The 14,049-nt window shown below is 72.8% G+C and carries 12 protein-coding genes; 11 read left to right on the forward strand and 1 reads right to left on the reverse strand.

What is annotated here, in order from left to right:
* Window positions 1-76 precede the first annotated feature (76 nt).
* Genes EDF51_RS15550 through EDF51_RS15570 form a run of 5 tightly spaced genes read left to right on the forward strand, consistent with a single transcriptional unit; the run spans window position 77 to window position 7,355 of the window.
* Entirely contained in the window at window positions 77-1,318 is a 1,242-nt protein-coding gene (locus EDF51_RS15550) for an aminotransferase class V-fold PLP-dependent enzyme (RefSeq protein WP_131844896.1), read from the forward strand.
* On the forward strand, window positions 1,315-2,409 hold the full coding sequence (locus EDF51_RS15555) for an FAD-dependent oxidoreductase (RefSeq protein WP_131844895.1): 1,095 nt from the start codon (window positions 1,315-1,317) through the stop codon (window positions 2,407-2,409). Before EDF51_RS15550 ends, EDF51_RS15555 begins: the two co-directional genes overlap by 4 nt.
* The gene (locus EDF51_RS15560; protein WP_131844894.1) at window positions 2,406-3,953 is read left to right on the forward strand and encodes a gamma-glutamyltransferase; all 1,548 of its coding nucleotides are present in this window, start codon (window positions 2,406-2,408) and stop codon (window positions 3,951-3,953) included. The genes EDF51_RS15555 and EDF51_RS15560 overlap by 4 nt, the downstream gene beginning before the upstream one ends.
* Before the next feature lie 28 nt (window positions 3,954-3,981).
* Window positions 3,982-5,922 carry a primary-amine oxidase gene (locus EDF51_RS15565; RefSeq protein ID WP_131844893.1) on the forward strand — a complete coding sequence of 647 codons (1,941 nt, stop codon included), beginning with the start codon at window positions 3,982-3,984 and terminating at the stop codon, window positions 5,920-5,922.
* Window positions 5,922-7,355, forward strand: a complete 1,434-nt coding sequence (locus EDF51_RS15570; RefSeq protein ID WP_134195555.1) for an amidase family protein — start codon at window positions 5,922-5,924, stop codon at window positions 7,353-7,355. The genes EDF51_RS15565 and EDF51_RS15570 overlap by 1 nt, the downstream gene beginning before the upstream one ends.
* A 102-nt stretch (window positions 7,356-7,457) precedes the next feature.
* Here the strand turns inward: EDF51_RS15570 and EDF51_RS15575 are convergent, their stop codons facing one another.
* The gene (locus tag EDF51_RS15575; RefSeq protein WP_208321859.1) at window positions 7,458-8,153 is read right to left on the reverse strand and encodes a GntR family transcriptional regulator; all 696 of its coding nucleotides are present in this window, start codon (window positions 8,151-8,153) and stop codon (window positions 7,458-7,460) included.
* A gap of 110 nt (window positions 8,154-8,263) precedes the next feature.
* On the opposite strand from EDF51_RS15575, the gene EDF51_RS15580 reads away from it, so the two are divergent.
* The 6 genes from EDF51_RS15580 (at window position 8,264) to EDF51_RS15605 (ending at window position 14,010) form a co-directional block, all read left to right on the forward strand.
* Window positions 8,264-8,764: a hypothetical protein gene (locus EDF51_RS15580; RefSeq protein WP_111086474.1), complete on the forward strand. Its 501-nt coding sequence runs from the start codon at window positions 8,264-8,266 to the stop codon at window positions 8,762-8,764.
* Window positions 8,765-8,906: 142 nt separating this feature from the next.
* The gene (locus EDF51_RS15585) at window positions 8,907-9,668 is read left to right on the forward strand and encodes an amidohydrolase family protein (protein ID WP_133938734.1); all 762 of its coding nucleotides are present in this window, start codon (window positions 8,907-8,909) and stop codon (window positions 9,666-9,668) included.
* Entirely contained in the window at window positions 9,665-10,216 is a 552-nt protein-coding gene (locus tag EDF51_RS15590; protein ID WP_208321860.1) for a hypothetical protein, read from the forward strand. Before EDF51_RS15585 ends, EDF51_RS15590 begins: the two co-directional genes overlap by 4 nt.
* Window positions 10,217-10,329: 113 nt before the next feature.
* The gene (locus EDF51_RS15595; protein WP_134195556.1) at window positions 10,330-10,935 is read left to right on the forward strand and encodes an isochorismatase family cysteine hydrolase; all 606 of its coding nucleotides are present in this window, start codon (window positions 10,330-10,332) and stop codon (window positions 10,933-10,935) included.
* Window positions 10,928-12,319 carry an amidohydrolase family protein gene (locus tag EDF51_RS15600; protein WP_134195558.1) on the forward strand — a complete coding sequence of 464 codons (1,392 nt, stop codon included), beginning with the start codon at window positions 10,928-10,930 and terminating at the stop codon, window positions 12,317-12,319. Before EDF51_RS15595 ends, EDF51_RS15600 begins: the two co-directional genes overlap by 8 nt.
* Before the next feature lie 110 nt (window positions 12,320-12,429).
* Entirely contained in the window at window positions 12,430-14,010 is a 1,581-nt protein-coding gene (locus EDF51_RS15605) for an ABC transporter substrate-binding protein (protein ID WP_166673572.1), read from the forward strand.
* Window positions 14,011-14,049: the final 39 nt, after the last annotated feature.

Genomic DNA, 14,049 nt, shown 5'->3' on the forward strand with positions numbered 1-14,049 from the left:
GGTAATGGATACAACCTGTTTATGATGGGATCCATTAAGCGTCCGGGGGTGACGCGCACGAGGGAGGACCCGCGACATGACGATCGGTCTCGAGGACGGCACGATGGCCGCCCAGGCAGTGACGGCGATCGACGTGGCCGCCGAGCGGTCCCGCACCGCCGGCACCGCAGGGCGCCACTACTTCAACGCGGCCGGCGCGGGCCTGGTCAGCGACGGCGTCCTGGAGGCAGTGGTCACCCACCTGCGCCGGGAACAGCGGGTGGGTGGGTACGAAGCCGCCAACCAGGTCGCCGACGAGGTCGCCGGCGTCTACACCGCGGCCGCCACCCTGCTCGGGTCGGCGCCGGACGAGATCGCCCTGTTCGACAGCGCCACGAGCGGCCTGCGCGGTGTCTTCGACGCGCTGCGGCTCGGTGCCGGGGACACCGTCGTCGCACCCCGCTCCAGCTACGTCAGCCAGGCGCTCCGGTTGTTGGCCATGCAGCGGCACGACGACGTGCGGCTCGAGGTCGTGCCGAGCGACGCCACCGGTGCCATGGACCTCGAGGCCCTGGACCGCGCCGTCGCCGGAGCGAGCGGCCGTGTCGTCGTGAGCGCGGTGCACGTGCCGACCTCGTCCGGCCTCGTCGAACCGATCGCGGAGATCAGCGCCGTCGCCCGTCGCCACGGCGCCCTGACCGTCGTCGACGCCACGCAGTCCGTCGGCCAGATCGACATCGACGTGCGCGCCGTCGACTGCGACGCCCTCGTCACCACCGGCCGGAAGTTCCTGCGTGGGCCGCGCGGCACCGGGATCGCCTACCTGCGCCGCGGGATGCTCGAGGGCGTCGGTGCGTGGGCGCCGGATGTCCGCGGAGCCGTCTGGACCGGCGAGGATGAGTGGACGATGGACGGCACCGCGCGACAGCTCGAGACGTGGGAGTGCTCCGTCGCCGCACGGCTCGGCCTCGGAGTGGCGCTGCGCGAGGCCCTCGACCGCGGGCCGGCGGCGACCGAGGCACACCTGGTCGGCCTCGGCGCCCACCTGCGCACCGCGCTCGACGCCGTGGACGGCGTCACCGTGGCGGACCCGTCCGCGTCAGCGTCCGCGATCGTCACCTTCACGGTCGACGGCGTCGCCGGCAAGGAGGTCTCGGCCCGGCTCCGGCAGCGCCGCATCGACTCCATCTCCGTCCCCGCGAGCCACGCGCAGTGGGACCTGGGCGCCCGTGGCCTGCCGAGCGTCGTCCGCGTCTCGCCGCACGTGTACAACGACGACGAGGACGTCCGGGTCCTGCTCGAGGGCGTCGCGGACGTCGTCGCCGAGGTCCGCGCGTGACGGCCGTGCACGACGTCGTCGTCCTCGGACTCGGCATCCACGGATCCGCCGCCACGTACGAGCTCGCGCGCCGCGGCCTCGACGTCGTCGCGGTGGAGCGCTTCGCACCGGGGCACGAGCGCGGCTCGTCGCACGGCGCCACCCGGATGATCCGCCGCGCCTACCCACACCCGGTGTGGAACGACCTCGTCGACCGTGCGTACCGCGGGTGGGACCGCTGGGGAACCGCAGCCGGCGCGCCCTTCCTGCACCGGACCGGTGGACTGTACGCGCACCGGGGCGAGCCGACGATGCAGGGTGGGGCGAGCCTCCCGGTCGACCGCGCAGCCTGGCCGACGCTCGCGCCCTCGCTGCGTCCGCCCGAGTCGTACGGCGCGGTCCACGACCCCGACGCCGGTGTGCTCGAGGCCGCGCGGGCGCTCGCGTTCGCGCAGTCCGCCGCCGCGGCGGCCGGCGCCGACCTGCGGTACGGCGAGACCGTGCTCGACTGGCAGGTCGACGACGGCGTCGTCACCGTCCGGACCGACGCCGGCAGTGTCCGCGCGCGACGGCTCGTGCTCGCCGGCGGCGCCTGGGCGTCGCACCTGGTACCCGAGGCCGCCGCGTTCTTCGAGGTCTGGCGCATCGTCACGCTCACCGCGCCGACGGGGCAGACCGTGGCGCAGCCGCCCGCGCTCGGGTGCTTCTCGATCGACCTGCCGGAGGGGCTCGTCTTCGGGCTCCCGGAGACCGCCGGATCCGGCGCGAAGATCGGCATCGACGCCGGACCCGTGTGGGACCCGGACGTGCCCGTCGCACCGCCGACCGAGGCCGAGGTCGCGCACCTGGCCGAGCTCCTCGAAGGGTTCGTCCCCGGCATCGTCACCGCCGGTGCCCAGGCCGTCGCGTGCCTGTACACGATGACCCCGGACAAGCGGTTCGTCGTCGGCGCCCTGCCCGAGCAGCCCGAGGTGCTCCTCGCCGCAGCCTGCTCCGGCCACGGCTTCAAGTTCGGGCCGGCGATCGGTGCGGCCGTCGCCGACCTGGTGCAGGGCATCGACCGCCCCGACCTCGCGTTCCTCAGCCCCGCACGGATGGTGACCACCGCATGACCGCCCCAGCTGCACGCTCCACCCGACGCGTCGCCGTCGCCGCGCCGCACCCGGCCGCCCTCGACGCTGCGTCCGAGGCGGTCGCGGCCGGCGGGGACGCCATCGACGCCGCGCTTGCGGCGGCCACCGCACTGACCGTCGTCTACCCGCACCAGTGCAGCATCGGCGGGGACCTCGTCGCCCTCGTCCGTCGGCCAGGACGGCCCGTCGTCGCCGTGGTCTCCGCTGGCGCCGCACCGGCCGGCATCGACGTCGCGGCGCTCGCGCAGCACGACCGGATGCCCCGGCAGGGCGCCCAGACCGTCACGGTCCCCGGCGTCGTCGCGGGATGGCAGGCGATCGACGCACTCGGCGGCCGACTCGGGCTCGCCGACCCGTTGACCCGCGCAGCACGACTCGCGGCCGACGGGGTCCCCGTCTCCGCCGGACTCGGCCGTGCGATCGCGGTCCGGACCGACGAGCTCCACGCCGACCCCGGGATGCGCGAGGTCTTCACCGACGACGCCGGGGCGCTCCTGGCCGAAGGCGACCCGCTCGTGCAGCCGGCACTCGCCGCGACCCTGACCGAACTCGCTGCCGACCCGGGCGCGATGTACCGGGGACGGATCGCCGCCTCGATCACCGCCCGGCTGCGGGAACTCGGGGGCGCACACACCGAGGCCGACTTCGCCTCGCACGACGCCGAGCTCGTCGAGCCCCGCGGCACGACGATCGGCGGGGCCCGGTGGTGGGTCGCGCCGCCGCCCACGCAGGGCGTCGTGCTGCTCGGGATCCTGCCGGAAGCGCTCGCCGACGGCAGCGAGCACGGCACTGCGACCGCCGACCTCGTCGACGCCGTGCACCGTGCCGCGCTCGTCCGCCAGGCCGAACTCGGCGACCCCCGCGGCGGCTCCATCGACGTCGCGGCCATGCTCGACCCACGCGACTCCGGTCGGGTCGGCGCACTGCCCCGTGCCGGCCGTGCCCTCGGCGACACCGTCGCGGTGACCGCTGCGGACAGCGACGGCACCGTCGTCACGCTCATCCAGAGCGTCTACCAGCTCTTCGGCTCCGGCATCCTCGACCCGGGGACGGGCGTGGTGCTGCACAACCGCGGCTCCGCCTTCAGCACCGACCCCGCGCACCCCGCCCACGTCGGACCGGGCCTGCGGCCGCCGCACACCCTGTTGCCGGTGATCGCCGAGACCGACGACCTGGTGCTCGGCCTCGGCTGCCAGGGCGGCAGCGCCCAGCCGTGGATCCTCGCGCAGCTCGCCCGTGACCTGGTCGCCGCGGGCAGCGACCCCGACGAGGTCCTCGGCCGACCGCGGTTCGTGATCGGTGCGCGCGACCTCGGGCACGAGGTGATGACGCTCGTCGCCGAACCCGGTTCCGAGGACGCGATCGCCGCGGCCGACGCCCTCGGCCTGCCCATTGCCCGCACGGGCGGCCCCGTCGACGAGGCCGGGCACGTCCAGACCGTCCGGCTCCACGCCGACGGACACCTCGACGCCGCGAGCGACCCCCGCGCGGACGGCCGTGCCGTCGTCCTCGACGCCCACTGACCGCACGATCCACCCGAGAAGGAAGCCCATGAGCAGCACCCACGTCCTCGATCCGCTGACCTCCGTCGAGATCGCCTCCTTCGTCACCGCCGTCCGTGCCTCCGGGCGCATCGGGGCCCGGCCGCGCTTCTGGGGGATCGCGCTCGACGAGGAGAAGGCCAGGGGCACGACCGCCGGTGGCGCCCGTCCGGTGCGGATCGTCGTGATGGACCCGGACGCCCACGCCGCGTGGGAGGTGCGCGGGTGGACCGCCGGCCCGGACTCGCCCGCGATCGTCGAGCTGTGGACCGACGTGGACCACCGTCGCCCCGGCGTCTCGAGTGACGAAGCACGGCTCATCGCGCAGGCCGCACGGAAGTCGCCGCTCATCATCGAGGCGCTCGCGAAGCGCGGGATCACCGACACGTCGCTCGTCTGGGTCGACCCGGAGTCGATCACCGGCTTCGTGCCCGAGGACCTCGCCGACCGCCGCCTGAGCTGGGGCACGGTCTGGTACCGCGAGTTCCCAGAGGACAACGGTTACGCACGACCCGTCGCCGGGCTCGTCCCGATCCTCGACCTCGACACCCTCGAGGTCATCCGGATCGAGGACCACGGCGTCATCCCGATGGCGAGCGAGACCGGCGTCTACACCTCCGGCACCTGGGGTCCCGACCGCGAGGTCTCCGCGCTCGACATCGTCCAGCCGAACGGTCCCGGCTTCACGATCGACGGGCACGAGGTCCGCTGGCAGAACTGGACGTTCCGTGTCGGCTTCTCACACCGCGAGGGGCTCGTGCTGCACGACCTGTCCTACCGTGACGGCGACGTCGAGCGCCCGGTGCTGCACCGTGCGGCCGTCAACGAGATGTACGTGCCGTACCTGGACAGCGACCCGACCGCGTACCGGAAGAACTTCTTCGACTGGGGCGAGTACGGCGCCGGCCCGCTCACCGCGAGCCTCGAGCTCGGTTGCGACTGCCTGGGGGAGATCCGCTACTTCGACGTCGACTTCCTGGACGGCCACGGCGAACCGCAGACCATCGTCAACGGCATCTGCCTGCACGAGGAGGACGACTCGATCCTCTGGAAGCACGTCAACACCCGCACCGGCAGCGCCGAGGTCCGTCGCAGCCGCCGACTCGTGATCTCGAGCTTCGCGACCGTGGCGAACTACGACTACGGCTTCTACTGGTCGCTGTACCAGGACGGCTCCGTCGAGCTCGAGGTGAAGCTCACCGGCCTGATGTCGGTGTCCGGCATCGCCGACGGCGAGACCCCGCGGCACGGCCGGATGGTCGCACCGAACGTGCAGGCCCCGACGCACCAGCACTACTTCGCCGTCCGGCTCGACACCGCCGTCGACGGGCCGTTGAACCGGCTGGTCGAGGTGCACGCCGAGCCCGAGCCCGACGAGGCCCTGAACCCCTACGGCAACGCCTGCATCGCGGTCGAGACGCCGATCGGTTCCGAGGCCGACGGCGCCCGGATGACCGACCCGGCCCGCGCGCTGCACTGGCGCATCGAGAGCGAGTCCGCGCAGAACCGCTACGGCGAGAGCACGGCCTACCGACTGGCGGTCCAGAACACCGCGCAGCTGCACGTCCGCCCCGGCAGCATCGTCGAGCGGAAGGCGCCGTTCGTCGCGAAGCACCTCTGGGCGAGCGCCTTCGACCCCGAGGAGCGCTTCATCGCCGGCGAGTACCCGAACCAGGGCGAGCTCGGCGACGACGGGGTGCACGTCTGGCAGCAGGCGGACCGGTCCCTCGAGAACGAGCGCCTCGTGCTGTGGCCCGTCCTCGGCGTGCACCACTTCCCGCGTCCCGAACAGTGGCCGATCATGCCCGTCGACACGATCGGCTTCCGGCTCGAACCGGACGGCTTCTTCGACCGGAACCCCTCGCTCGACGTCCCGCCGTCGGCGACCAACCACTGCGCGCCGGGTGCCGGCCACGACCACGCGGCGCACGACCACGAGGGCGGCCGCTGATGCCCGCGCCCGAGCACACCCCGGAGCACCTCGCCGACTGGTCCGCCGTCCGCCTGGCCGACGCCGTCGCGAACCGCGAGGTGTCGGCGGTGGAGGTGATGCGCGCCCACCTGGACCGGATCGAGGAACGCAACCCGCGCCTCCAGGCCGTCGTCTCCCAGCAGCCCGACTCGGTCTCGTTGGCCGCGGCAGAAGCCGCTGACCGCCGCACCGCCGAGGCACGCGCCGCGGGCGAAGCACTCCCGCTCCTGCACGGCCTGCCCACCGCGGTGAAGGACCTGATGGACGTCGCCGGTCTGCCGACCACGAACGGCTCCGCGGCGTTCGCCGACGCGCGACCCGCCGAGCACGACAGTGTCCTGGCGACGCTGCTCCGCGACGCCGGGGCGCTCATCATCGGCAAGACGAACACGCCGGAGATGGGCCAGGGCGTCCTGACCTTCAACCCCGTGTTCGGCACGACCGTGAACCCCTGGAACACCTCGCGGCACGCGGGTGGGTCCAGCGGCGGTGCCGCAGCGGCGCTCGCCGGGCGGATGCTGCCGATCGCCGACGGTTCCGACAGCGGCGGGAGCCTGCGCTACCCGGCCGCGTTCTGCAACGTCGTCGGCGTGCGGCCGAGCCCCGGCCGTGTGCCGAGCGGCCGGACCGGCAACGCCTGGACACCGCACGGGGTCACCGGCCCGATGGCACGTGACTCCGCCGACGCGGCGCGATTCATGCAGGCGCTCGCCGTCGAGAAGACCGTCTGGCCGATGTCCGCGATGACCCAGCACCCGGTCCGTCCGGTCGAGCTCGACGGTCTGCGCATCGCGTGGAGCGAGGACGCCGGCGGCCTGCCGATCGATCCGGCCGTGCGGGCCGTGCACCGGGCGTTCGCCGAGCAGCTCGCCGGCCTCGGAGCGGTCGTCGAGGCGGACGAGCCCGACTTCGCGGGTGCCGACGAGGCGTGGGAGACCATCGAGACGTTCGAGTTCTTCCTGGGTGGGCGGCACGCCGTCGACGCCGGGGCCACCGGGTTCCGTCCCGACTACGTCCGGAACGTCGAGCAGGGGCGCGCCACCACGGCGGCGCAGCTCGCGGACGCGTACGAGCGTCGGACCCGGATGTACCGGGACACGGCTGCGGTGCTCGACCGGCACGACGTGCTCGTGCTGCCGGCGACGCCGGTGGTCGCGCCGCCGGCCGAGGTCGAGTGGGTCGACGAGGTCGACGGCCACCGCTTCGACCGCTACTTCACGTGGCAGATGCTCGCGAACCGGCTCACGCTGACGGCGCACCCGGTCGTGGTGACCTCGGCCGGGTTCACGCCCCAGGGGCTGCCGGTCGGCGTGCAGGTCGTCGGGCGGTACGGCCGCGAGGCCCAGCTGCTCGCGGTGACGCGCGCGATCGAGGAGGCCACCGGCTGGATCCGGCGGGCGCCGGTCCGGTAGACGGCCGGGACGGTCCGGTCGGGAGGCGCGGGTCGGTCCCGCCCCGTCGGTGCGGGACCGCGCGGCCCGGTCTCTCGCGCCGCTTTCGCTGGGCGCGCCGGGTCAGCCGGTGAAGACGGTGGACGAGCGGCGCTCGTACCAGTGCGCCAGGTGCTCGCCGGCGCGCAGGACGTGGTCGCGCATGAGCTCGCCGGCGCGCTCGCGGTCCCCGGCGACGAACGCCTCGATGAGCTCCTCGTGCTCGCGGAAGTTCTCCTCGCGGTGCCGGGAGTTCTCGCGGAGCACCAGGGCCGAGACGTTCCGGGGGAAGGCGTCGTTGATCTCGACGAGCATCCGGGTCAGCCGGGTGTTGCCGGAGGCCTGGTAGATGAGCCCGTGGAACTGGTCGTTGTCGCTGCCCTCGCGCTGCTTCGGCTGCTCGCCCTCGGCCGCCGCCAGGGAGCGCTCGTACATCGCCTGGTTCACGGAGCGGAGCTGCGCGATCGTGGCGTCGTCGAGCCGGTCCACGGCCCGACGGGCTGCGAGCGACTCGAGCTCGGCGCGGACCTCGTACGCCTCGCGGACCTCCCACGGCACCGGCACCCGGACCACGGCGCCGCGGTTCGGCACGACCTCGATGAGCCCGCCGGTCTGCAGCTGCCGGAGGGCTTCGCGGACCGGGGTGCGGCTGATGCCGAACTGCGCGGCGAGGTCGGCCTGGCGGAGCGGTGCACCGATGGGGATCTCGCCGGACATGATCTTCGCGCGGATCCGGGCGGCGAGGTCGTCGACGAGTGCATTGCCGTCGCTGGTGGTCACGTCGTGGTCTCCCTCGGTACGTCGTCACAGCGAACCCCCGCTGCGGATCCAATCCTGCCAGGTGTTGGATCCCGTTGCCGTATCCGACTCGCTCGTGATTGGATCCAATCATGTCCGTACTGCTCGTCGTCATGCTCGTCGCAGCCGTCGGTGCGCTCGGGCTCGGCATCGCTGGCGGGCGACGGGTCGGGCCGGTCGCACTCGTCGCCGAGGCGGTGATGCTCGTCGCGATGCTCGACGTCCACGTGCCGGCGCTCCACGTGGTGCCGGCGCCGTTCTGGGCGCTCCTGCTCGGTGGATGCGCGATGGGCACGGCTGCGGTGGACCGGTGGCGTCGCCGGAGTCGCCCCGGTGGTGACCACCTGCACGCGCTCGGGATGCTGCTCGGCGCGGTGTTCGTGCTGCTCGCAGGTGGCCATGCCGGTGCCGGTGCCGGCGCGGGGCACTCCCACGGTGCGGTGCTGCTGCCGGTCGGGGTGGCGGTCGCGGTGCACGCCGGTGTGGTGCTGTGGAACGTCGTCGGCGGCCGGGTGCCGCGGGTCGAGTCCGTGCGCCGGGCGGCGTCACTGGTGAGCGTGCTGGCCATGGGCGCGATGGTCGTCGTGCACTGAGCCGGCGCGGCGGGGGTGCGTCGCGCCTCCAGGCTGCGTGTCTCGCACCCCCAGTGCTACCAAATTGGATCCAATTCTGGCAGTATCGGATCACATGTGCGGGAGTTTCGCCCCACGAGCCGCCGACGAGGAGACGCCCACGATGATCATCGACGCCTACAACACCACCCAGGACCGCCGCGGCCGCAGTGACTACCTGAGCGGCGTGCGCCCGGGCGAGGAGCCGCCGGCGTACACGCCGTTCGACGCGAACCGGATCCTCGACCGCATGGACGCCGCGGGGGTCGACCGCGCCATGGTCTGCTCGCTCGCGCAGGGGATCGAGAACGACTTCCTGATGGACCTGGTCGCCGCGCACCCGGACCGGCTGTTCGGCTTCGGCCAGGTCATGCCGCAGTGGGAGAACGCCACCGACGAGATCCGTCGCTTCGCCGAGGGCGGGCTGGTCGGCCTGAAGCTGCACCCCAGCCTGCACGGCTACCACGTCGCGGACCACGGCCTGCTCGACCCGCTGTTCGAGGTCTGCGCCGAGCTCGGCCTGCCCGTGCTGATCAACGCACTCGACGACGCGTTCTGTGCACCGTTCTCGATCGAGGAGATCGCGAGGAACTTCCCGACGGTGCCGACGATCATCGCGCACATGGGTGCGGTGTGGAACGTGCCGGAGGCGATCATCGTCGCCGAGCGGAACCCGCACGTCTACCTCGAGACCTCGGCCACCCTGATGTCCGACGTCAAGCGGGCGTACGCGCGCCTCGGCGCGGAGAAGATCCTGCTCGGGTCGGAGTGGCCGGGCAGCGACTTCGACCTCGAGCGCATGAAGATCGCGAAGGCGATCCCGGACGAGGCCGACCGTGCCCTGGTCGAGGGTGGCAACATGGCGCGGATCCTGGGCTGGTCGTGAGCGACTCGACGGGCGGGGCTCCGTCCGGCGGCAGTGACCGTCCGGTGCTCGCCGGCCCGCCGTCCGGCATGGACGCCGCGGACCAGGAGCTGCTCCGGATCGCGTCGGACGTGCTCGACCGGCGGTACCGCACGGGGGTGCACGAGGTCGCCGCGGCACTCCGGCTCGACGACGGCAGTGTGGTCACCGGGCTGCACGTCGAGGCCTCGGCCGGCCGCGCGTCGGTGTGCGCCGAGTCCGCTGCGGTGAGCGCGGCCGTCGTCGCCGGGTCGCCGGTGGTGTCGGTCGTGGGGGTGCTCCGCAGGCCGGGCGGGACGATGCACCTGATCGAGCCGTGCGGGGTCTGCGCGGAGCTGCTCGGTGACCACGCGCCCGACGCCCGGGTGTGGGTCGCGGTCGGGGACGGGTTCGGGCCGGTCGGGGTCGCCGAGCTGCTTCCCTTCCGGCGGCGGCGGAGCGCGCGGGCGGCGGCTGGAGCGGTGACGGCGCCCGCGGGGACACCGCCCGGTTCGGCGACACCGCCCGGTTCGGCGACACCTGAGGTTTAACACCGCGGAAACACCCCGGACCCCTGCGGTGCCGGATCCCGTCAGAGGATGACGGCGACGGCGCGCACCGGTCCCCACCCGCTGCACGATCCGTCCCGGAAGGAACCACCAGCATGCTCGCCGTCTCCGGCAACCCCGTCCTGATCGTCGTCGACATCCAGGGCGGAGCTGCCTCGACGATGCCCACGCCCGGCATCCCCGTGATGGGCGGCCGTGCCGAGCGCGCACCGCGCGTCCGTGACCTCATCAAGCACTGCCGCTCCTCGGGTGTGCCCGTCGTCTTCATCCAGGAGGTCCACAAGCCGGACCTCGTCGACATCGGCCGTGAGCTCGACGGCGCCGAGGGCCCGCACTGCATCGAAGGCGAGGAGCAGACCGAGCTGGCCTCGTGGATCGACCCTCGGCCCGAGGAGTTCGTCATCCGCAAGCGGCGCTACTCGGCGTTCTTCGGCACCGAGCTCGAGATCGTGCTCAAGGCGTACAAAGCCGGCACCGTCCTGCTCGTCGGCGGACTCACCGACGTCTGCATCCACTACACGGCGGCCGACGCCCACCAGCACGACTACGCCGTCCGGGTCCTCACCGACTGCGTCGCCGGGTCGAGCGAACGCGCGCACGACGCGGCACTGGAGGCGATCGGGTACCTGCAGCGGGACGCCCTCGTGACCGCTGCGGACGTGCGCACCTGGCTCGACGAGCGGGAGGCCGTCGGTGTGTGAGGCGGCCGGCCGGTCCGCGCGGATCGTCGTCGGGCACGTCCGGACGATGGACCCCGGGGTGCCGACCACCGAGGCCCTGCTCGTCGTCGGCGACCGGATCGCGGCGGTCGGGACGCTCGACGACGTGCGGGCGGCGGCTCCGGAGGGCACGGCCGAGGACCACGTCGAGGGCACCGTCCTGCCGGGGTTCACCGACGCCCACGCGCACGCGCAGCGCGCCGGACTCAAAGCGCTGCAGCTCGTGGACGGCGACGCCGACGCCGCGACGTTCTCGGCCGCGATGCTCGCCGACGGCGACGCGGACCCGGACGCCCCGGACTGGATCGGGGACGCACCGCCGACGCTCGGGGACCGGCTCGCCGCGATCCGCCGCATCCAGCCGCTGCTGCACGCGATGGGGTTCACCGGTGTCGTCGACCCGGCCGTCACGCTGCCCGAGCTCGAGGGGTACCGGGAGGCGCACCGGCAGGGACTCCTGACCCTGCGTGTGGTCGCGATGCCCTACCCCGAGCTCGGCAGTGCAGCGGTTCCCGACGTCGATGCGGCCCTGGCGGTGCTCGACTCGATCGACGGCGTGACCGGTGACGGCGACGACCGCCTCCGGCTCGGCCCGGTCAAGGTCTACTACGACGGCGAGGGCATGAAGGGGCAGGCGCTGCTCGAACGGCCCTGGACCGGCGACGACCACGGCGTGCAGCGGATCTCGGCGGCTGACTTCGCACGCCTTGCAGCGTCGTGCGTGGCCGCGGGGTGGGGACTCGGCGTCCACGCGGTGGGCAGTCGTGCGGTCGCCGAGGTGCTCGACGGGCTCGAGGCAGCGGAACGGGACACGGGGCGATCGGTCGCCGGACTCCGCTGCCAGCTCATCCACGCGTACCTCGAGCCGAGCGTCGCGAGCGCCGACCGTGCGGCACGCCTCGGTGTCGTGGCGTCGCTGCAGCCCTCGATCGCCTGGAAGAACGCCGCCGGGCTGCAGCGCCGGCTCGGCAGCCGTGTCGACGAGGTCAACCCGATGCGGACCTGGGCCGACGCCGGCGCCACGGTCGCCATGGGCTCGGACGCGCCGTACTTCCCCTTCGACCCGCGTGAGGTGGTCCCCGTCGCCGCAGCCCGTCGGATGCGCGGCCTCGACGAGCCGATCGGCCCGGCACAGGCGCTCTCGGTGCTCGAGGCGGTCGAGGCCTACACGCGCGGTGCGGCACACGCGTCCTTCGCCGAGGATCGCCGCGGCGTGCTGCGCGCCGGCGCCCTGGCGGACTGGGTGCTGCTCGACGTGGACCCGGCCGCGTGCACGGTCGACGAGTTCGCCGCGGCGCGGGTCCTGCGCACCGACGTCGGCGGCGTGACGGTCTTCGACGCCGCGGCTCGTCCCGGGCAGATGTAATCCACTCGAAACATAGTTGGATGCGGATTGTTCTAAATTGGATCCAAGTTGGACCCGACCCTGGGACTGACTCCCTGGCATCACCCCGAATTCCACTGGAGGACAGCACCATGGTGAGGAAGCGCATCCTCGTCGGCGTCGCGTTGGCGACCGCCGTCGGACTCTCCCTGAGCGCGTGCACCGCGTCCGGCTCCGCTGACGGCGGCGACAGCTCGTCGAGCACCGACACGATCAACGCAGAGCTCTGGTACGCCCCGGCCACCTTCGACCCTGCGAAGGCCTCGGCCAGCTCGGACGTCGAGGTCGCACGACTCGGCTTCGACACCCTGCTCCGGCAGGGCGAGGGCGACGACGGCGGCTACATCGGCGGGCTCGCGACGAAGTGGGACGCCGAGTCGGCGTCGAAGTACGAGTTCACGATCCGCGACGGCGCCACGTGCTCCGACGGCACCGAGATCACGCCGACGGTCGTCGAGAAGTCCTTCGAGTACCTGGTCGGCCTCGACGACTCGGGTGCGCAGACCTGGAAGAACCAGGCCTTCGGCTCGGGTGACCCGAAGTTCACCGCCGACGACGCCGCCGGCACGCTGACGATCTCGCTCAGCGAGCCGTACTCGCAGCTGCTCGGCGGCCTGACCCGCCCCGGTACCGGGATCATCTGCCCGGCCGGTCTCGCCGACACGAAGGGCCTCGCGGCCGGCACCGTCGACGGCGCCTGGTCCGGCCCGTACACGCTCGCGAAGTCCTCGGCCGGCAAGAGCGTCTCCTACGCGCTGCGGTCCGACTACGACGCCTGGCCGGCGTGGAAGACCGTCACCGGTGAGCCGGCCAAGACGATCAACCTGACCGTGCAGGGCGATTCGAACACGAGCGCCAACCTGCTGCAGTCCGGCGGTGTCGACGTCGCACGCTTCTACGACTCGAACGCCGAGCGCTTCAGCGGCGACGACTACTCCACCGTGAAGTTCGCCAGCTCGGCCTACAACCTCGTGTTCAACGAGGCAGAGGGCTCCGGCTCGGTGTTCGCCGACGACCAGCCGCTCCGTGCCGCGGTCGCCCAGGCGATCGACACGAAGGGGTTCAACAACGCCGGTCTCGACGGACTCGGGGTCGAGCAGAACACGGTGAACGCGGCGAGCTACCGCTGCGCGGTGGACGACTCGTCGCTCGTGCAGTCCTACGACGCGAAGGCCGCGACGAAGGAGCTCACGGGCAAGACGATCCGCCTGCTCATCATGTCGAACTGGGACCCCGCCGCCGACTTCCTGGCGGAGTCGCTGCGGAACGCCGGTGCGACCGTGAAGGTCTCGGCACCGGACCCTGCCGACTGGACCAAGCAGATGCGCACCGAGCCCAAGACCTGGGACGTCGCAGTGGCGGCCGAGGACGCGCAGACCGGGCTGATCAACACCTCGATCGCGCGCTACGTCGGACCGACCTACGCCGAGGGCGGCACGAACGTGTCCTCGAGCGACAACCCTGAGGGACTCGCGGCCTACCAGGCGGCGATGGCCACGTCGGACGCCGACCAGCAGTGCGAGGACTTCGCCACCGCGCAGAAGTCGATCCTCGAGCGTGTCGACATGACCCCGCTCATCACGGACACGCACCGGTACGTCGCCCGCAAGGGCTTCGAGACCCACGTGTTCTCGGGCTACTGGGACGTCTCCGCGATGCGGATCGTCTCCTGATCGCCTGACCGAACGAGCACCACGCACCACGCACCACGC

Source organism: Curtobacterium sp. PhB25 (assembly GCF_004365375.1).
GTDB lineage: Bacteria > Actinomycetota > Actinomycetes > Actinomycetales > Microbacteriaceae > Curtobacterium.

Excerpts from the sequence above, each read along its gene's own strand:
- EDF51_RS15560 (WP_131844894.1), top strand. The coding sequence starts at position 2,406 with ATGACCGCCCCAGCTGCACGCTCCACCCGACGCGTCGCCGTCGCCGCG.
- EDF51_RS15570 (WP_134195555.1), top strand. The coding sequence starts at position 5,922 with ATGCCCGCGCCCGAGCACACCCCGGAGCACCTCGCCGACTGGTCCGCC.
- EDF51_RS15565 (WP_131844893.1), top strand. The coding sequence starts at position 3,982 with ATGAGCAGCACCCACGTCCTCGATCCGCTGACCTCCGTCGAGATCGCC.
- EDF51_RS15550 (WP_131844896.1), top strand. The coding sequence starts at position 77 with ATGACGATCGGTCTCGAGGACGGCACGATGGCCGCCCAGGCAGTGACG.
- EDF51_RS15580 (WP_111086474.1), top strand. The coding sequence starts at position 8,264 with ATGTCCGTACTGCTCGTCGTCATGCTCGTCGCAGCCGTCGGTGCGCTC.
- EDF51_RS15595 (WP_134195556.1), top strand. The coding sequence starts at position 10,330 with ATGCTCGCCGTCTCCGGCAACCCCGTCCTGATCGTCGTCGACATCCAG.
- EDF51_RS15585 (WP_133938734.1), top strand. The coding sequence starts at position 8,907 with ATGATCATCGACGCCTACAACACCACCCAGGACCGCCGCGGCCGCAGT.
- EDF51_RS15605 (WP_166673572.1), top strand. The coding sequence starts at position 12,430 with ATGGTGAGGAAGCGCATCCTCGTCGGCGTCGCGTTGGCGACCGCCGTC.